The following is an 18,850-nucleotide window of genomic DNA, read 5'->3' as shown; positions in this document are numbered from 1 at the left end:
CCTGTTGTGTGGACGTAAAGCGTCAGCAGTCCACACAACAGGCGCCGGAGGGCCGAACCCGCACCCCCCACCACCAGGCGCCCCCGGCCCAACAACCCCACCCCGCCGAAGGCGGAAGAAACAGCAACCCTCACGGCGGGAAAGCCGACAACGTACGGGTCAGCGGGACGAAGTCCTCCGCAGCAGCAGGACATCCGCCGCCCCGCCGAGAACGACATAGTGCGCCCGCGGATGCCGAGCAACGGCATCCGCGACCGCCTGGCGCACCGTGTGCCCGTCCCGCAGCTGAACCGCGATGTAGTCGGGCGCCAAGCCCCCCGTGTTGCCGAGCCAGAAGACCCGCGTGTGGTCGGTGAGGCGGCTCAGGGGGCGGATGTCGGATTCGACGGTGGCGCCGTCGGGGATCCGGGAGAGCAGCCGTGCGGCGGCCGCGACGTCCGGTGGCGTGCGGTACGTCGCGGACTCGGTGAGCCGGGCCAGCGGCAGGTTGGCGGTCAGCGCGAGGGCCGCGGCGAGGACGGCGGCCGGCAGGTGGTGGGCGTAGGAGCGCAGCCAGGGGCGGGCGGAGACCCGGGCGCGGGGGAGCGCGTCGATCAGGGCGAGGAAGACCACCGGCATCAGGACGGCGTTGTAGTGCCAGTCGATGCCCCAGTAGTGGGGTTCGTGGGAGAGGAACCGCCAGCCCAGGGTGGGCAGCGCGACCAGGAGGAGGGGGGAGCGCAGGGCGAGCAGCCCGGTGGTGGGGAGCAGCACCCACAGGGTGGTGCGCAGCGCCGTGTCGAGGGGGATCGTCGCACCGCCGCCGTCGGCGCCGAACTTGCTCCAGTAGTCGTACGAGCCGGACCCGTTGAAGGCGGGGATGAGGACGCCGAGGGTGAGGGCCGCGGCGCCGAGGCCGAAGCCGACCAGGGCGATGGGGAGGGGGCTGGCCCTCCGGGTGCGTATCAGGGCGAGCGCCCCGATGGCGGCGGCGGTGACGCCCAGGTCCTCCTTGACCAGGACCAGCGGCGCCGCCCAGCACACCGCCGCGGTCCAGCGGCCGCGGAGCACCGCTTCGAGCGCGAAGGCCAGCAGCGGCAGGGCGAACGCGATCTCGTGGAAGTCGAAGTCGACGGCCTTCTGGAGGCCCCAGGAGGTGCCGTACGCGATGCCGAGGGCGAGGCCGGGGAGGCGGCCGAGGGCGCGGGCCGCGGCCCGGGTGACCGGTATGACGGACACCGCGAACAGCGCGGCCTGGGCTATCAGCAGGGTCAGTGAGGAGGGGAAGACGCGGTAGAGGGGGGCGAGCAGGACCAGTACGGGGCTGAAGTGGTCGCCGAGGATGTTGGTGCCGGGCCCCTTGAGGTCGACGATCGGCGCCCGGAAGTGGGCGTAGCCGCGTATCGCCTGCTCGAAGATGCCCAGGTCCCAGGAGGACGTGGACAGGGTCTGGAAGCGGTGCAGGGCCAGCAGCGCGAAGGCGAGGAAGAAGAGGAGGGCGGCCCAGTACGGGTCGAGGCGGGGGACCCGCAGCGGCGCCGTGCGGTCCAGCAGGCGGCGGGCGGTGCTCCGGAGGGGGCCGGCGGGCGGCCCGGGGGTGGCGGTCGCGGCCGGGTCGGCGGCGGTCCGGGGCGGTGGCACGGTGTGGCCGTCCTGCCCCAGGTCCCGTCCGGGGGCACCCCCGGCCGTTGCGGCGGCCGTGTCCATCAGGGTCCTCACTCACTCTCAACTGCCGGAAAGGTACCTGACGCGGCCGGCCCGGAGGCCGGGCGCCCGTCGGGCAGTGAGTCAGACGCCGCGCCGGCACGGTCCGTTCCCGCCCGCCGGACGGCGCCGGCCCGGCACCGCGGGTCGCGGTACCGGGCCGGGAGGGGGAGGAGGAAGGGGCAAGACCCCGTGGCGTCAGAGCGCCAGCTTCCAGTTCGCCGGGTCGAGCAGCAGGTCCGGCGTGATCTTGATGTCGAGCTGCTTGGCGGTCGGCGGGGCGTCGAAGACCATCTCCACGCTGTCGGACTCCTTGGGGTCGAGCTGCTTCTCCCAGTCGTGGTGGAGGATGCCGTGCTTGTCGTCGTCGACCTCCTCGGCCTTCTTGCCGTCGGCCTCCGCCTCGGTCGTCATGAGGGGGTTGGTGGCCGCCTTGGTGCCGGTGTTCTTGAGGGTGACGGTGACCTTCCAGGCCTTGTTGCCCTCGGTGTGGCCGCTGATGAGGGTGTTCTTGTCGACCGTGTACGGGGTCGGCTTCGAGACGGTCACTTCGAGGCCGTTGTTGTACTTCGCAGCCGCACCCGCGCCGAGGTCCTTGATGTTGCTGCTGCTGCCCGACTGCTTCTCGTACTCCTTGTGCACCTCGTCGACGGCCTTGTTGACCGCCATCAGGGTGACGATGACCCCGACGACCGCGAGGATGATCGAGAGGGCGCCCAGGATCGTGCCGGTGATCGCCACGCCCTTGTTGGTGGCCTGGCCCTTCTTGGCCCGGCTCATGCCCACCAGGCCGAAGATCAGGGCCAGGATGCCCAGGGGTCCGGCCAGCCAGAACAGGATCATCGGGATGCCGCTGAGCGCGCCGATGATGCCGAGGATCAGGGCGGCGATGCCGAGACCGTTACGGGCCTGCTGGGGGGCGGCGTGCCCCTGCGGGGCGGGCTGGAAGTGCATCTGCTGGGACATGCGTGGGAGCCCCTTCCGGGCTGGTGGATCGAAGACCGTTGCGGTGATGGGTCAATAACAGCAGAGGCTGTGAACCGAGTCAACATGAATGAGCGAAGAGGATTAGTTCACGCTGTGAAGGGGGAGGATCTTGACGGATGGGTATGCTGGCCGACACAGCGTCGGGGGTCACAGGAGGTCGGGGGTTCACGGAATGGGAGTCAGCCAGGTGCCGCACAACGCGTCAGCGGACCAGGGGGCGGACGGCCGCCCGACCGAGGTGACCGCCGCCGGCATCGCCCGGCTCGCCGGCGTCGGCCGGGCCGCGGTCAGCAACTGGCGGCGCCGCCACGCCGACTTCCCCAAGCCCGTCGGCGGCACCGAGACCAGCCCCGCCTTCGCCCTCCGCGACATCGAGCAATGGCTGCGCGACCAGGGCAAACTCGCCGAGGTCCCGCTGCGCGAGCGGGTCTGGCAGCAGCTCGTCGGACACCCCGCGGGCGCCGCCGCCGCGCTCCGCCAGGCCGGCGCCGTCCTGCTGCTGGCGCACGACCGGCCCGCCGCCTGGCAGCAGCTGCGCGGCGCCGCCGACGACACCGAGCTGACCGGTGTGCTGCCCGCGATGCTCGACTCCGTGCTCGTCGCCCGGCTCGGCCCCGGTCACCCCGTCCGCGGCCTCACCCGCGAGGCGCTCGCCCCTTCCGCCGCGCTCGTACGGTCCACCGGCGAGCTCGCGGTCCTGGACGGCGCCCCCGAGGCGTACGCCTTCCTGCTCGGCCGCCACCTCGACGCCAACCCCCGGCAATACACCCTCACCCCGCCCGGACCGGCCGCGCTGATGGCCGAACTCGCCGCCGTGGCCGGCCCGTTGGCCACCGTCCTCGACCCCGCCTGCGGCGCCGGCGCACTGCTCGCCGCCGCCCGCGAGCGCACCGCCGACGAGACCGACGGCACCGCCGTCACCCTCCACGGCCAGGAGTCCGACCCCGACCTCGCCGCGCTCACCGCGCTCCGCCTCGCCCTGAGCGCCCCCGCCGCCGAGGTCCGGGTGCGTGCCGCGGACACCCTGCGCGCCGACGCCTTCCCCGAACTCACCGCGGACGCCGTGCTCGTCCACCCGCCGTTCAACGAACGCAACTGGGGCCACGACGAACTCGCCTACGACGCGCGCTGGGAGTACGGCTTCCCGGCCCGCACCGAATCCGAACTCGCCTGGGTCCAGCACGCCCTGGCCCGGCTGCGCGAGGGCGGCACCGCCGTCGTGCTGATGCCGCCCGCCGCCGCGTCCCGCCGCTCCGGCCGCCGGATCCGCGCCGATCTGCTGCGCCGCGGCGCACTGCGCGCGGTCATCGCGCTGCCGGCCGGCGCCGCCCCGCCCAACGGCGTCCCGCTGCACCTGTGGGTGCTGCGCAAGCCCGGCGGCACCACCCCGCCCACCCCGCAACTCCTCGTCGTCGACACCGCGGGCCCCGCCGCCGGCCCGGCCGCCGGCCGTGACCGGCCCGACTGGCAGACCGTCCGGGACACCGCCGTGGAGGCCTGGCGGGCCTTCGACCGCGACGGCGGCATCGAGGAACGGCCCGGCGTCCGGCGCTCGCTGGCCGCCATCGACCTCCTCGACGACGACGTCGACCTGGCCCCGGCCCGGCACCTCCCGCCGCCCGCCGCGGCCGGCGGCCCGGCCGCACTCGCCGAGGTGCACGACCGGCTGACCGCAACCCTCGTCCGGACCACCCAGCTCACCCCGCGGCCCGCCGACGCCGACGCCGGACCGGCCCGCTGGCCGCTGACCACCGTCGGCGAACTCGCCCGCTCCGGCGCCCTGGTGCTGCGCACCGGCGGCCCCGGCACCGCCCCCGCCGACGGCGCGGACGCGCCCCCGGTCCTCACCGACCACGACGTCATCGCCGGCGGCGCCCCCTCCGGCGCCCTGCCCGAGACGCCCGCCTCCGGGCCGGCCGAGGAACCGGTCCTGATCCGCGAGGGCGACGTCGTCGTCCCGGTCCTCGGCGGCGGCACCATCGCCCGGGTCGTCGACGCGGCCACCGCCGGCGCCGCCCTCGGCCGCAACCTCACCCTGCTGCGCCCCGACCCGGCCGCCCTCGACCCGTGGTTCCTCGCCGGCTTCCTGCGCGGCACCGCCAACAACCGCCAGGCCAGCAGCTACGCCTCCACCGCCACCCGGCTCGACGTCCGCCGCCTCCAGCTGCCCCGGCTCCCGCTGGCCGAACAGCGCCGCTACGGCAGCCGGTTCAGCGACCTGGCCGCCTTCGAGAGCACCCTGCGCCAGGCCACCCGACTCGGCGAACAACTGGTGCAGGGCCTCTACGACGGACTGACGGACGGGTCGGTCAGGCCGGACTGACGGGCCGGTGGGGCGCGCGGCCCGGTGCGTTCTCCGGCACCGAGCGCCCCCGACCGACGGACGGATCGGGTATAGCGGACGGACCGGCGAAAGGGCGGGCCCTGAGGGCCTCCGCGGCCCGCCGGAGGTCGCAGAATGGGCCCGGCACATCGCCCCGGCCCATTCCGTACAACCCCGCACGCGCGGCCGGTGTCGTATATACGCTCGCAAGGCACGTGCGGCGATGGGCGCACCACCGCCGGCGTGCCAGGCCGCCGTGCCAGCACGGCCCCACCGGCCACGAACCGATCCGTCAGGAGCAGTGATGCACGGCCCCGTCCCGGCCCACCCCCCGCACCGTCCGCCGGCGCAGGGCACGGTCATCCTGCTGCGGGTGGTGTTCGTGGCCACCGCGGTGCTCAGCCTGGGGCTGCTGGCCTGGGTGCCGATGCTGCGGGCCGCGATCGTGCAGCGCGGGCAGCTGGGCTGGTGGCTGTTCGGCGGTGACCTGGTGGCGGTGATCGGCGCGTGCGTGCTGATCACCAGCTACGCCGAGACGGACTGGCGCACCAACGTCGGGGTGGGCCTGCTGCTGATGCAGATCGCGGCGGCCGTGGCCTACTACCTCGTCGTCGACACCCGTGCCCGGCGCACCGCCGCACCCGGTGCCGGCCACGCCCCGGCGCCCTACCCGGGCCTCGCCGGCATCCCGGGCATCCCGCCCCTCGCGCAGCCCTACGGCCCGCCGCAGCCGGCTCCACCGGGCGCCTTCCACAGCCGGGAGACCCAGCCGTACCAGGGCCCCCGCCCGGCCAACCCGTACGCCGTGACCGAGACCCGGCTGCCCCCGCCGCCGGCGCCCGGCCACCACCCCGCGCCCGCCCCGTACCTCCCCGCGCCCGCGCCCCAGGAGCGTCCGCAGCCGCAGCGCATCGACCGGGTGCGGGCCGAACTCGACGAACTCAGCGACTACCTCCGCAAGGAGGAAGGGCGGTGAACGGCCGGGTCATCGGCGACCGTTACGAACTCTCCGCGCTGCTCGGGCAGGGCGGGATGGGCCAGGTCTGGATCGGCTACGACCGCCGGCTGGACCGCCGGGTCGGCGTCAAGCTGCTGCGCCCGGACCGGGTGGCCGGGACCCCCGACGGCGAGGAGATGCGGCGCCGCTTCGTCCGCGAGTGCCGGGTCACCGCGCAGGTCGACCACCCCGGGCTGGTCACCGTCCACGACGCCGGCAGCGACGGCGAGGACCTCTATCTGGTCATGCAGTACGTCGAGGGCGCCGACCTCTCCGACCACCTCGCCGAGCACGACCCCTACCCCTGGCCCTGGGCGGTGTCGGTCGCCGCCCAGCTCTGCGCCGTGCTCGCCTCCGTGCACGCGGTGCCGATCGTCCACCGCGACCTCAAGCCCCGTAACGTCATGATCCGCCCGGACGGTTCCCTGGTCGTCCTCGACCTCGGCATCGCCTCCGCGCTGGACACCGACACCACCCGCCTCACCCACACCGGCTCGCCCATCGGCAGCCCCGCCTACATGGCCCCCGAGCAGGCCATGGGCGGAGCCGTCGGCCCGTACACCGACCTCTACGCGCTGGGTGTCCTGCTGCACGAACTCCTCAGCGGCGAGGTGCCGTTCGCCGGGTCGACGGCGCTCGGAGTGCTCCACCGCCATCTCCACGAGGAGCCCGTGCCGGTGCGGAAGCTCCGCCCCGATGTCCCCGAGGCCCTCGAAGCCCTCGTCCTGCACCTCCTGCGCAAGGACCCCCAGGCCCGCCCGGCCGACGCGCAGGAGGTCTACCAGGCCCTGGCCCCGCTCCTGCCCACCGCCACGGTGGGCTCCCCGGCGAACCCGCCCGCACCGCTCGCCCCCATGGACCCCACCCGTCCCTTCCGCCACCCTCAGGCCCCCTGGCCCCTCCGCTCCGCCCACCCCCCGACCTCCACCGCCCTCTCGACCCCCCGGGCCGCGACACCGCCCCCACCCGCCGCCCCGGCCGACCCCCGGGTGTCCGCCCTCTCGGGTGCGCTGACGTCCGGCGGCGCCGTGAACCCGGGCCCCGACGAACCGGGCCCGCCACCGGCAGCGCCCCATACCTCCCGCCCGCCCGGCGCCTGGACCTCCGCCGCCCCCCCCCTGGTGCCCCCGCCCCCGTCCGCTCCCCCCTCCACCGGACCGGACGTCGCCGCCGCCGTCGACGAGGTCAAGAACCTGCTCGACCAGGGCCGGATCACCCACGCCGTGGACATCCTCGGCAACATCCTCCCGGCCGCCGCCGAGCGGCACGGCGCGCACTCCCCGGTCGTCCGCACCCTGCGCAAGCAGTACGCCGCGACCCTCATGGACGACGGCCAGTACCGCCGCGCCCTGCCCGAACTCCGGCTGCTGGCCGAGGAGTACGCCAAGGAATCCGGCGCCGGCGCCACCCGCCAGGCCCTCCAGTTCCACTACGAGGCCGCCCAGTGCCTCGAACAGCTCGGCGAGGTCACCCAGGCCCTGGAGGAATACCGCGCCCTGCTCCCGTACTTCGAGCACTACGCGGACGACCCCCTCCGCCCCCTGGAAATCCGCCGCTCCATAGGCCACCTGCTCCTCGCCCAGGGCGAACGCGGCGCCGCCCAGGAAGCCCTCTCCCGCCTCCTCTACGACGCCGAACGCCTCCACGGCCCCCACCACGCCTTCCCCACCGAACTCCGCCGCACCCTGTACTGGCTGAGCCAGGTCCAGGGCTAGGGGCGCTCGCCGAGACGCTCGTGGTCGTGTCCGCCACCGGCGTCCGCTACGGGCATATCCAGCAGTAAAGGTGCTGCCCGCGGCTGACGGCGCGACGGGCCAGGGCGGCGAGGTCGGTAGTCGGGGACGTCGTCGACGACCACGGAGCCGGCCGCGACGACCGCGTCGTGACCGATGCGGACGCCGGGCATCACCATCGACCGGTGGCCGAACCACACGTCGAGGTGACCTGCGGCTTCAGCAGGACGACCCGGGGCTGTTGCGGCATCGGGTGGAGGACGGTCGGGTCGGCGGGCACACCGGCGGGCCCCTCGGGGACAGCGGTCATGGCGCAGCACTCCTCGGGCGACTTTTCCCACGCGACACCTCACGTGATGTCACACGCGGGCCATGACCGCCGACTTCGGTGCCGGACGCCCGTGCGTTTCAGAGCCGGGCCGGCTCGCAGGTGACCAGGTAGTCCGCGGTGTCCAGGGGCTGGTCGGTGAAGAACCGGACGACCAGGTCGACCACCGCCTGGGCGCGTTCGAGGGCGACCCAGTGGTCGGACTCGGCGATGGTCAGGAAGCGGCTGTCCTCGATGGTGGCCGCGAACGCCCGCTGCTGCGCGGGCGAGGACACCGTGTCGTGCTCACCGCAGAAGACCAGCGCGGGCACCCCGGTCAGCCCGCCCGACGGGTTCAGCTCCTCGGTGGCCGAGCGGTCCAGGACCGTGAAGCCGTGCGGGATGTGCGTGACGGCATGCATGATCAGGCGCTTGACGTAGCGGTGCACCAGCTTGCGGTGGCGTACGAAGCGGCTCTCGTCCTGGCACAGCCACAGCTTCAGCGCCAGATCGACGAACTCCTCCGGCTCCCCGGCCGCCATCCGGGCCGCGGCCTGCCGCCACAACGCCAGCTGGGCGTTGGTGATGTGCGCCGGCACACCGCCGAGCAGCAGCCGCGCGATCCGGTGCGGGCGGCGCTGCGCGAAGGCGAACGCGATCGCCGAACCGAACGAGTAGCCGAAGAGGTTGACGCGGGACACCCCGAGGTCGTCGAGGACGTGCTCGACCGCCCGGCACATGGTCGCCAGGCCCTGGTCGGGGCGGAGCGGATCGGCGTTGCCCGAGCCCGGCAGGTCGATGGTGATCAGGCTCGCCAGCGGTGACACCGGTTCGTCGAGGTGCTGCCAGCCGTATTTGTCCTGCAGCGCGCCGCCCAGCACCAGTACCGGTTCGGTCCGGGGAGCCGGCTGCCGCACCAGACGGTAGGAGTAGGACAGCCCGTCCACCCTCAGGGCGTGGACCGCTTCGTTGGTCATGCGTCTCCTTCGCGTGGGTGCCACGCCGGGACCGGCGGTGGGCTCACCCGCGGCTGACGACCAGGGCGGCGTTGTGCCCGCCGAACCCCAGTGAGGTCTTCACCGCGCAGTCCAGCCGCGCCGGCCGGGCTTCCTTGGCCACCACCTCGACGGGGATGTCGGGGTCGGGCGATACGAGGTTCGCCGTCGGCGGCACCAGCTGGTGCTGCACCGCCAGCACGGTGAACGCGGTCTCGATGGCGCCGGCCGCGCCGAGGGTGTGGCCGGTCATGGCTTTGGTCGAGGTGACCAGGGGGTGTTCGCCGAGCACCCGGCGCAGCATGGTGCCCTCGATCAGATCGTTGAGGACCGTCGAGGTGCCGTGCGCGTTGACGTGCCCGATGTCGGCGGGGGCCGCGCCGGCGTCGGCCAGCGCGGCGCGCAGCGCGCGTTCGGCGCCGGCGCCGTCGGGATGCGGGGCGACCGGGGCGTACGCGTCGTTGGACGAGCCGTAGCCGGTGATCTCGGCCCGGATCCGGGCGCCCCGGGCCCGGGCGTGCTCGGGCCGCTCCAGGACGAGCAGGCCGGCGCCCTCGCCCAGGACGAAGCCGTCCCGGTCGGCGTCGAACGGGCGGCAGGCCGCGGCCGGGTCGTCCCGCCGGGTCGAGAGGCCCTTCATCTTGCACATGCTCGCCACCAGCAGCCGGGAGCAGGCCGATTCGGCGCCGCCGGCGAGGGCGATGTCGCACATGCCGGCCCGCAGCAGCTGCCGCGCCAGGCCGATGGCGTCGGTGCCGGAGGCGCAGGTGGTGTTCACCGCGAGGCTCGGCCCGCGGGCGGCCAGGTCGCGGCAGACGCTCGCCGCGGCGCTGTTGCCGGTGGTGAGCGCGGCCAGCACGGGGGAGACCCGGCGCGGCCCGCGCTCCAGGAGGGTGGTGTGCTGCTCGTCGTAGGCGGGGAGCCCGCCGTTGGCGGTCCCGATGAGGACCGCGACCCGGTCGCCGTCCCACTCGGCGGGGTCCAGCCCGGCGTCGGCCACGGCCTCGCGGGCGGCCAGCACCGCCAGTTGGGAGAAACGGTCCATCAGACGGCGGGAGGCGACGTCCAGGGCCTCGTCGACGTCCAGGCCGTCGACGAGATACATGAAGTCCGTGGGCAGATCGCGCAGTTCGGCCGGCCGGCGCACCCCGGACGGCGTGGTGGTGCGGGTGATCTCCCGCCAGCTCGCCCCGGCCCCGGCGCCGGCGGCGGTCAGCATGCCCAGACCGGTCACGGCAGCCGCGTACGGCTGCTGCGCGGGACCGGTCGCGTACCGGCCCGGGACCGGGTGGGGCTCCCGGCCCGGGCGGCTCACGCGGCCGCCACGTGCACGGCCGCCAGCAGCTGGCCGTAACTGTCCCGGGGCGTCAGCTCGACGTCCTCCAGGTCGACCTGGAGACCGTCCTCGATGAGCAGCCGCAGCTCCTCCAGCGCCAGCGAGTCGACCCCCAGCTTCCGCAACGGGACCTCCGGGCTCACGGAGAGGGGATCCACCCCGAATTTCGTCGTCAACAGGGTCCGCACCTGTTCCGCGATGTCCACTCCAGCCACCTTTCTCACCGGTTGGGGCCCGCCGGACTATGGGGACAACGCCACAGACGCCCGTTGAGTCACGGCACGCCCGGCGTTCGTGGGGCGGCGCGGGCCGCGGACCGCCCGGATCGGGCGGGCGGCCGGGCGGGGCCGGGCGCGGGGCGCAGAAACCGACCCCGGCATAGATCGTTGGCCGAAGCAGTGGCCTGGGCCACGCCGACTTCATAGCATCGATCACTCAAGGTCGAGACTCCGTCGCACGATCTGCCGGGAGGCCATGTGTTCCGCCGTAGGACAGCGCTCTCCGTATCCGCCACCGCCGCTCTGCTGGCCGCGACGCCGCTGCTCGCCGCCTGCGGGAGCCAGCCGCACCCCGGTGCCGCCGCCATCGTGGACGGGAAGCGGATCACCGTCGCCCAGCTCCAGGCGAAGGTCCGGGACGTACGGACCGCGCAGGCCAGGTCGCCGCAGGGCGGCCAGCTGATCATGAACACCGGCCGGCTCAGCCTGGCCACGCTCAACGGCATGATCTTCGACGAGGTGCTGGCACGCGGCGCGAAGGACGCCGGGGTGACGGTCACCCGCAAGGACGTCCAGGCGTGGCGCGGCAAGGCCGAGAAGCAGGCCGGCGGGGCCGAGCGGCTGAAGGCGATGTGGCTGCAGCAGGGCATCGCCCCCGACGAGGTCGACGGCACGGTCCGCAACCAGCTGCTGCTCGACGGCATCGCCCGGCACCTCGGCGCGGACCGCGGCACGCCGCAGGGCCAGCAGAAGCTGGCCCGGTCGCTGGCCCGGACGTCCCGGTCGATGGGGATCGACGTCAATCCGCGCTTCGGCAGGTGGGACGACCAGCAGGTCATCCTCGGCGAGACCAAGGACCCCTGGATCGCCACCGCCCCGGCGCGGCAGCAGACCTGATCCGGGCGGGCGGCGGCGCGGGCACTGCCGGCGGGGAGGTCCGCGTGGCCCGGCGGTGCCGGTGGGGTTGTCGGTGGGGTGCGTTACGTTCGATGCGTGAACGCTGACGCCTCCGCCGCCGATCCCGGCGCCGCCGCCCGCCCCGAGGGCCCCGGCACCGGACGCCTGGTCCTGCTCACCACCAGCCACCGGGTCGCCCCCGGGCTGCTGTCCTGGCCCGCGTGGCAGGTCCTGCGCGCCGCCGAGCGGGTGCTGTGCGCCGATCCGGACCATCCGCAGCTGCCGTATCTGCGCGAGGCCGGCATCGTGGTGGAGACCGCCGTCCCGACCGCCCGCGAGCTGGTCGACCACTGCGTGCCCGAGGACCGTACGGTCGTCGTGCTGACCTCGGCGGAGGGCGAGAGCACGCTCACCGACGGGCTGGCCCGGCTGGCCGGCTCCGGCCGCGAGACCATGCCCGACCTGGAGCTCCTGCCCGGCTCCTACGACCTGCCCGGCGCCCGGCTGCTCGACCTCGTCCAGGTCATGGACCAGATCCGCGCCGAGTGCCCCTGGAGCAGCATCCGGACCCACCAGGACCTCGCCAAGTACGGCCTGGAGGAGGCGTACGAGATGGTCGAGGCCATCGAGGCCGGCGACCGGGTCGAGCTGCGCGAGGAGCTGGGGGACGTGCTCCTCCAAGTGGTCTTCCACGCCCGGATCGCGCAGGACGACCCGGAGGAGCCGTTCTCCATCGACGACGTGGCGGGCACGATCGTGGAGAAGCTGATCCACCGCCATCCGCATGTCTTCGGGGAGGCGGAGGCGGCCACCCCGGAAGACGTCAAGGCGCACTGGATACGCACCAAGGCCGTGGAGAAGCAGCGGGGATCGGTGACCGAGGGCGTGCCGCTGGCCCAGCCCGGCCTGGCCCTGGCGGCGAAGCTGGCGTCGCGGGTGCGCACGGCGGGCCTGGACGTGCCGCTGCCGGCCGGCCGGGGCGTCGGGTACGAGCTCCTGGCCATGGCGGTCCGCGCCGAGGCGGAGGGCACCGACCCGGAGGCGGCGCTCCGCGCGGCGGCCCGCGCCTACCGCGACGCGGTGCTGGCCGCGGAGGGCGGTACTCCTTAGTACCGTTGGTGCAGGGCGTGTCGAGGGGGCGGGCGTGGAAGCGGAGTTGGTGACGCTGGCGGGTGCGGCGGGGACCGCGCTGGTGCAGGCCATGGCGACGGACGCCTGGGCCGACGTCCGGCTGAGGGTCTCGGAACTCTTCCGGCGGGCGGCGGCCGACGCCCCCGCCGACGCCCCCGCCGAGGCGCCGGACCCGGCGGGGACGGCCGCCCCGCAGCAGACGCCGGAAGAGCCGTCCTCCGGTACGGCACCGGAGTCGCCGGACGAGGTGACCGCGCGCTGGCAGGCCGGTCTGCGCGGCCTGCTGGAGCAGCACCCCGAGGCCGCGGTCGAACTCCGGGCGATCTGCGCGGAGCTGACCGGTGAGTTGTCCGACGGCTTGTCCGGCCGGGTGACCGATCCGGCGGCCGATCAGGTGGCCGACGAGTTGACGGTCGGGTTGACCGACGAGCCGGCCGCCGGGCCGGACGGCCATCCCGGCCCCCGGGTGCGCAACTCCATCACCGGTGGCCTCCAGGGCAACGTCATCCAGGCCACCTCCATCAACTCACTGACGTTCCACGCCAGTTCGCTCCAGGGCGCGCCGCCCGACCCGGACAGCTGGCCGCGGGCCGAGGAGGTCGACCCGGTCGCGCTGGGCGTACGCCCCACGCACCGGATCCCGGCCCTCCCGCAGCTGCCGCCGTACGTCCTCCGGGACCGCGACGACGCCCTCCTCGCGGCGGTCACCCGGGCCCGGGAGGCCGGCGGTCTGGTGCTGGTGCTCGGGGAGCCGTTCGCCGGCAAGTCGCGCACGGCGCTGGAGGCGATGGCCCAAGGGCTCGCCGGATTCCGGGTGTTCGCGCCCGCGCGCGGCGCGGACCTGCGCGGTCTGCCCGCCCTGTTACAGGGGCGCGCGGGCCGGTACGTCCTGTGGCTGGACGACCTCGACGGGCATCTCGGCGACACCGGCGGCGGGGGCGGCGGCCTGGAGCCGCGGCTGCTGGCCCAGCTGACCGCGCTGCGCGTGACCGTGCTCGCCACGATGCGCGAGGACGCCTACGACGAGCACCGGCACGCCCCGCACGGCCGGGTACTGGACCTGGCGACCGTCGTCGAACTGGCCCGTGAGTGGAGCCCGGCCGAGCGGGCGCGGCTGGCGCACCGGGCCGGGCGGGCGGGCGACCCGCGGCTGGTCGACGCGCTCTGTTCCAGCGGCCCGGAAGGCGCGGCCGCCTATCTGACGCTCGGACCGCTGCTCTGGGACGAGTGGTGGCGGGCCCGCCGCGCCGACCGTCACCCGCGCGGCCACGCCCTGGTCCGGGCCGCCCTCGACCTGGCCCGCTGCGGGCTGCGCGGCCCGCTGCCGATGGACCTGCTGACCAAGGTGCACGAGGGCTACGCGGACGTCACCGGCATGGACCGGGAGTCGCTGGCGGACGCCCGGGCGTGGGCGACGGAGCGGCGCCACGGGGGGCTGCGTCTCCTGGTCCGCGGCACCGGCGACACCTGGCGGGTCGCGCCCTTCCTCCTGGAGGCGGCCGAGCGGCACGACACCCTGCCGCCGGTGGACGGCCAGATCTGGGGCTGCGCCCTGGACGTGGCGCGGGCGGACGACGCGTACGACTACCCGGCGGTCGCGGCCGCCGCCCGCGAGGCGTTCCGGCGGGCCGCCGAGGCGGGCGACGGCACCGCGCTGCACAACCTCGGGGTACTGGCCGAGTCGCTGGGGGAGCGGGCGGAGGCCGAGGAGTGGTTCCGGCAGGCGGCCGACGACGGGCAGGCGCAGTCCGCGGGGCGACTGGGCCGGATGCTCGCCGACCGCGGCGAGGGCAAGGCCGCCGAACCGTATCTGGAGCTCGCCGCGGAGGCGGGGGACACGGAAGCGGCGACGCTGCTGGGGAAGCTGCTGCGAGCCCGGGCGGAGCGCTGGCTGGGTGTCGGCAAGGAGGGCGGAAGCGCGGAGGCGGCGTACCTCTGGGGTGATCTGCGGCTGGCCGCGGGGGACGACACCGATGCCTTCGACAGCTACCACGACGCGCTCCTGGCCGGCTGCGCCGATGCGGCGGGGCGTTACGGCAGCCTGATCCTGCTGTGGGCCGACCGCAAGATGGCGAAGGTCTGGTTGCGGCGCGCCGCCGACGCCGGTGACAAGCAGGCGGCGGAGCGGCTGTACGACAACTTCGAGGCGCCGCCGTCGGTGGACACGATCGAATCCGAGCTCAACGAGCACGCCGTCAAGGGCAGACCGCTCGCCGCCGCCAACTACGGCGTCTTCCTGGAGCTCCAGGACCGTCCGGACGAGGCCCGACCCTGGCACGTCAAGGCGTACGAGTCCGGCGACCCCTACGGCGCCTTCCGCCTCGCCGAGCTGCACAAGAAGGCCGGCGAGCCCGCCGAGGCCCGGGCCTGGTACCGCAAGGCCGCCGCCCTGGGCCACCCCGGTGCCAAGCGGGCCCTCGACGAGGAGGACGGCACCGTCATCGTGTGACCGGTACCGCCGCGGCGGCCGGCTCCTGCTCCCGCCCCGCCCCGGCCGGCCGGGCACGGCGGCGGCGTACCAGCCGGTCCAGCAGCCACACCGCCACCACGGCCGCCGCCAGTCCGGCCCCCATGACGCACACCCCGCCCCAGCCCGCGGCGGACCACACCACCGAGGTCAGCGCCGAGCCCACCGCGCCGCCCGCGAAGTAGCTGGTCATGTAGGCGGAGTTGAGGCGGTTGCGGGCCTCGGGGCGGACGCCGTAGATCAGGTTCTGGTTGCTGACGTGCAGGGCCTGCGCGGCGAGGTCCAGCACGATCACCCCGGCCAGCAGCGCCGCCAGCGACCAGGCGCCGCCCGCCCCGCCCAGGGCCAGCAGCCCCCAGGAGCCGAGCAGCAGGAACGCCGCGGCGCCGGCGGCGTGGTGGACCAGGCCGCGGTCCGCCAGCCGGCCGGTGGCGGAGGCCGAGAGCGAGCCGGCCGCGCCGACCAGCCCCAGCAGACCGATGGCGGACTCCTGCCAGCCGTAGGCCGGCCCGGACATCAGGAACGCCAGCGCCGTCCACAGCGCGCTGAAGCCCGCGAAGGTCAGCGCGCCCAGCGCCGCCCGCCACCGCAGCACCGGCTCGTGGGCGAACAGCGCGAGGGTGGAGCGCAGCAGCGCCGGGTAGCGCAGTCCCACCGTGGTGCGCAGGGCCGGCAGCCGGAGCCGCAGCAGCACGGCCATCAGCGCCATCAGCCCGGCGTTGACCCAGTAGGCGGTGCGCCAGCCGCCCAGCTCGGCAAGGGTTCCGGAGGCCGTACGGGCGAGCAGGATGCCGAGCAGCAGACCGGTCATGACGGTGCCGACGGTCCGCCCGCGCTCCTCGGGGGCGGCGAGGGTGGCCGCGTACGGCATGACGACCTGCGCCGCGACCGAGGTCAGACCGGTCAGTGCGGTGCCGGTCAGCAGCAGGGCGGCGTTGGTCGCGCTCGCCGTCACGGTGAGGAAGACGGCGGTCGCCGCGCACAGCGTGACGGCCAGCCGGCGCCGCTCCAGCAGGTCGCCGAGCGGGACGAGCAGCAGCAGCCCGAGGCCGTAGCCGGTCTGTGCCACGGTCACCACCAGCGCGGCGGTGGACGCCGAAAACCGCAGGTCATGGCCGATGACGTCGAGCAGCGGCTGGGCGAAGTAGTTGCCGGCGACGGACAGCCCGGTGGCGACGGACATCAGCAGCAGCGTGCCGCGGCCGAGCCGTCCCGGTCGGCCCTGCGCGGACCCGTGTGTGTCCTCGGCTGTCATACCTGACCTCCCCGTTCGTGCCCCGCGGCCACCGTGGCGGCGGGCAGCACCCAGCCTCGGGCCACCACCATCGATGAGTCCAACACATCGTTTTCATCGAATCCATCGCGAATCACGATCGATCCCTTCCGCCGGTGGCAGGATCGGTGGGCATGGAGCTCCAGCAGATGCGCTATGTCGTGGCGGTGGCGGAAACGGGCGGGTTCACCCGGGCCGCCGAGCGGTGCCACGTCGTGCAGTCGGCGCTCAGCCACCAGATCGCCCGGCTGGAGAAGGAGCTCGGTGCGCGGCTCTTCGACCGGACCAGCCGCAGCGTCCGGCTGACCGTCGCCGGTGAGGCGTTCGTGCCCGTCGCGCGGCAGGCGCTGGCGGCGGCCGAGCGGGCCCGGGCCGAGGTGGCGGCGGCGACCGGGGAGGTGCGCGGCCGGCTGGCGGTGGGTGCCATCTCGACCGTGGCGGCCGTCGACCTCGCCCGTGAGCTGGGCGATTTCCGCGGCCGCTATCCACAGGTGCGGGTCGGCCTGCAGATGGAGATGAGCGATCCGCTCATCGAGAAGGTGCGGGAGGGGACGCTGGACGTCGCCTTCGTCGGGCTGGTGCCCGGCGCCCGCCCGTCCGGCGTACGGGAGCGGGTGCTGGCCCGCGGGGAGCTGGTGGCCGTGGTGCCGCCGGGGCATGCGCTGGCGGGGCGGGAGTGGACGACGCTGGCGCGGCTGGCGCGGGAGACCTTCGTGGACTTCACGGCGGGGTCGGCGGCCCGGCGCCAGCGCGACGAGGCGTTCCGGGCGGCGGGGCTGTCGTCGGAGGTGTCCTTCGAGGTGACCACGGTGGAGTTCCTGGCGAAGCTGGTGCGGGCCGGGCTGGGCATCGGCATGGTCCCGGAGGCCATCGCCGCCGAGCTGCCCGGGCTGCACATCGTGCGGGCGCGGCCGGCGCCGGAGCGTACGGAACGGGTGGTGTGGAGCGCCCTGGGGCCGTCACCGGCGGCGGTGGCCTTCCTGGAGGGGCTGGGGGTGGATCCGGGCGGCTCCTGAGGGCGCCGCCGGGTGCCCCGGTGGCGGGCCCGCCGCCCGTGCGCGGGGCGTCTTCCGGGGCGGTTACGGTCAGAGGGTGCACGACGAGCCCCGCCCCACCTCTACGGACCCCACGCCCGCGGACAGCGCTCCGGGCCGCCCCGCGGGCTGCCCGGCCAACCGGCCGGTCCCGCCCGCGCCCGAGCTGTTCACCTGGGAGTTCGCGTCCGATCCGTATCCGGCGTACGCCTGGCTGCGCGAGCACGCGCCGGTGCACCGCACGGCGCTGCCCAGCGGGGTCGAGGCATGGCTGGTGACCCGCTACACCGAGGCGCGGCAGGCGCTGGCCGACGCCCGGCTCTCCAAGAACCCGGTGCACCACAGCGAGTCCGCGCACGGCAAGGGCAAGGTCGGCATCCCGGGCGAGCGCAGCGCCAACCTGATGACGCATCTGCTCAACATCGACCCGCCGGACCACACCCGGCTGCGCCGGCTGGTCAGCAAGGCGTTCACGCCCCGTCGCGTCGCCGAGTTCGCGCCCCGGGTGCAGGAGCTGACCGACCACCTCATCGACGGGTTCGCCGGTCGCGGCGAGGCCGACCTGATCCACGAGTTCGCGTTCCCGCTGCCGATCTACGCGATCTGTGACCTGCTGGGCGTCCCGCGCGAGGACCAGGACGACTTCCGGGACTGGGCGGGCATGATGATCCGCCACGGCGGTGGCCCGCGCGGTGGGGTCGCACGGTCCGTGAAGAAGATGCGCGGCTATCTCGCCGAACTGATCCACCGCAAGCGCGAAACCCTGGAGGGTACCCCCGCCCCGGACGAGGACCTGATCTCCGGGCTGATCCGCGCCTCGGACCACGGCGAGCACCTCACCGAGAACGAGGTCGCCGCGATGGCCTTCATCCTCCTGTTTGCCGGCTTTGAGACGACCGTGAACTTGATCGGTAACGGCACGTACCAGCTGCTCCGGCACCCCGCCCAGCGCGAGCTGCTGCAGAAGTCGCTGGCGGCGGGCGACACCGAGCTGCTGACCACCGGGGTCGAGGAGCTGCTCCGCTTCGACGGCCCCGTGGAGCTGGCGACCTGGCGGTTCGCCACCGAGGAGCTGACCCTCGGGGGGCAGCGGATCGCCGAGGGGGACCCCGTCCTGGTGGTGCTGGCCGCCGCCGACCGCGACCCGGCGCGCTTCCCCGACCCGGACCTGCTCGACCTGACCCGGCGTGACAATCAGCATCTGGGATACGGGCACGGCATCCATTACTGCCTGGGCGCCCCGCTCGCCCGGCTCGAAGGGCAGACCGCGCTCGCCACCCTGCTGACCCGGCTTCCGGACATCCGGCTTGCGGTGGAACCGGCCGAATTGCGGTGGCGTGGCGGGCTCATCATGCGCGGACTGCGGTCGCTGCCGGTGGAGTTCACGTCCGAGCGGCCCTGACCAGCGACGGAGGCCGATGGTGACAGAGCGTCAGGACGTGACCTGCGCGTGATCTTTGCTACACCGA

Annotated in this window: 15 protein-coding genes and 1 pseudogene; 8 read left to right on the top strand and 8 right to left on the bottom strand. The window is 74.5% G+C overall.

The annotated features are described in order from the left end of the window. Window positions 1-159 precede the first annotated feature (159 nt). Together V2J85_RS35900 and V2J85_RS35895 are read right to left on the bottom strand one after the other, a co-directional pair. Entirely contained in the window at window positions 160-1,686 is a 1,527-nt protein-coding gene (locus tag V2J85_RS35900; protein WP_330823869.1) for a DUF2079 domain-containing protein, read from the bottom strand. Window positions 1,687-1,881: 195 nt separating this feature from the next. After that, on the bottom strand, window positions 1,882-2,649 hold the full coding sequence (locus V2J85_RS35895) for a DUF4190 domain-containing protein (protein ID WP_261951038.1): 768 nt from the start codon (window positions 2,647-2,649) through the stop codon (window positions 1,882-1,884). A gap of 193 nt (window positions 2,650-2,842) precedes the next feature. On the opposite strand from V2J85_RS35895, the gene V2J85_RS35890 reads away from it, so the two are divergent. The 3 genes from V2J85_RS35890 (at window position 2,843) to V2J85_RS35880 (ending at window position 7,705) form a co-directional block, all read left to right on the top strand. Next, the gene (locus tag V2J85_RS35890) at window positions 2,843-4,993 is read left to right on the top strand and encodes an N-6 DNA methylase (protein ID WP_330823868.1); all 2,151 of its coding nucleotides are present in this window, start codon (window positions 2,843-2,845) and stop codon (window positions 4,991-4,993) included. 304 nt (window positions 4,994-5,297) lie between these two features. Then, window positions 5,298-5,969, top strand: coding sequence for a hypothetical protein (locus tag V2J85_RS35885; RefSeq protein WP_330823867.1), 672 nt, complete (start codon window positions 5,298-5,300; stop codon window positions 5,967-5,969). Then, the gene (locus V2J85_RS35880) at window positions 5,966-7,705 is read left to right on the top strand and encodes a serine/threonine-protein kinase (RefSeq protein ID WP_330823866.1); all 1,740 of its coding nucleotides are present in this window, start codon (window positions 5,966-5,968) and stop codon (window positions 7,703-7,705) included. The genes V2J85_RS35885 and V2J85_RS35880 overlap by 4 nt, the downstream gene beginning before the upstream one ends. A 116-nt stretch (window positions 7,706-7,821) precedes the next feature. On the opposite strand, the pseudogene V2J85_RS41510 reads toward V2J85_RS35880, so the two are convergent. From V2J85_RS41510 to V2J85_RS35860, 5 genes and pseudogenes are all read right to left on the bottom strand, one after another. Continuing rightward, window positions 7,822-7,926 (bottom strand): annotated as a pseudogene (locus V2J85_RS41510) (antibiotic acetyltransferase); the annotation flags it as partial. Continuing rightward, window positions 7,896-8,033, bottom strand: coding sequence for a hypothetical protein (locus V2J85_RS35875; protein WP_410011378.1), 138 nt, complete (start codon window positions 8,031-8,033; stop codon window positions 7,896-7,898). The pseudogene V2J85_RS41510 and the gene V2J85_RS35875, both read right to left, overlap by 31 nt. A 98-nt stretch (window positions 8,034-8,131) precedes the next feature. After that, window positions 8,132-9,007 (bottom strand): alpha/beta fold hydrolase, encoded by an 876-nt coding sequence (locus V2J85_RS35870; protein WP_261951042.1) that lies wholly within the window; start codon window positions 9,005-9,007, stop codon window positions 8,132-8,134. A gap of 43 nt (window positions 9,008-9,050) precedes the next feature. Beyond that, complete coding sequence (locus V2J85_RS35865; protein WP_330823865.1) at window positions 9,051-10,259, bottom strand: beta-ketoacyl-[acyl-carrier-protein] synthase family protein; 1,209 nt, start codon at window positions 10,257-10,259, stop codon at window positions 9,051-9,053. A 77-nt stretch (window positions 10,260-10,336) separates the two neighbouring features. After that, window positions 10,337-10,567, bottom strand: coding sequence for an acyl carrier protein (locus tag V2J85_RS35860; RefSeq protein WP_261951044.1), 231 nt, complete (start codon window positions 10,565-10,567; stop codon window positions 10,337-10,339). Window positions 10,568-10,837: 270 nt separating this feature from the next. On the opposite strand from V2J85_RS35860, the gene V2J85_RS35855 reads away from it, so the two are divergent. The 3 genes from V2J85_RS35855 to V2J85_RS35845 all read left to right on the top strand — a co-directional run bounded on the left by V2J85_RS35855 (window position 10,838) and on the right by V2J85_RS35845 (window position 15,056). Further along, on the top strand, window positions 10,838-11,476 hold the full coding sequence (locus tag V2J85_RS35855; protein ID WP_261951045.1) for a SurA N-terminal domain-containing protein: 639 nt from the start codon (window positions 10,838-10,840) through the stop codon (window positions 11,474-11,476). Window positions 11,477-11,572: 96 nt separating this feature from the next. Beyond that, window positions 11,573-12,586: a nucleoside triphosphate pyrophosphohydrolase gene (locus V2J85_RS35850; RefSeq protein ID WP_330823864.1), complete on the top strand. Its 1,014-nt coding sequence runs from the start codon at window positions 11,573-11,575 to the stop codon at window positions 12,584-12,586. 34 nt (window positions 12,587-12,620) lie between these two features. Further along, window positions 12,621-15,056 (top strand): tetratricopeptide repeat protein, encoded by a 2,436-nt coding sequence (locus V2J85_RS35845; protein WP_330823863.1) that lies wholly within the window; start codon window positions 12,621-12,623, stop codon window positions 15,054-15,056. Here V2J85_RS35845 and V2J85_RS35840 read toward each other — a convergent pair. Next, complete coding sequence (locus V2J85_RS35840; RefSeq protein ID WP_261951048.1) at window positions 15,046-16,329, bottom strand: MFS transporter; 1,284 nt, start codon at window positions 16,327-16,329, stop codon at window positions 15,046-15,048. The genes V2J85_RS35845 and V2J85_RS35840 overlap by 11 nt on opposite strands. A gap of 152 nt (window positions 16,330-16,481) precedes the next feature. Between V2J85_RS35840 and V2J85_RS35835 the strand changes: the two genes are divergently transcribed. Beyond that, entirely contained in the window at window positions 16,482-17,363 is an 882-nt protein-coding gene (locus V2J85_RS35835; RefSeq protein ID WP_261951049.1) for a LysR family transcriptional regulator, read from the top strand. Window positions 17,364-17,547: 184 nt separating this feature from the next. Continuing rightward, complete coding sequence (locus V2J85_RS35830) at window positions 17,548-18,783, top strand: cytochrome P450 family protein (protein WP_261957096.1); 1,236 nt, start codon at window positions 17,548-17,550, stop codon at window positions 18,781-18,783. Window positions 18,784-18,850 lie beyond the last annotated feature (67 nt).

Source organism: Streptomyces bugieae, assembly GCF_036352915.1.
GTDB lineage: Bacteria > Actinomycetota > Actinomycetes > Streptomycetales > Streptomycetaceae > Streptomyces > Streptomyces endophytica.
This window is presented reverse-complemented; position numbering and strand designations above follow the sequence as displayed.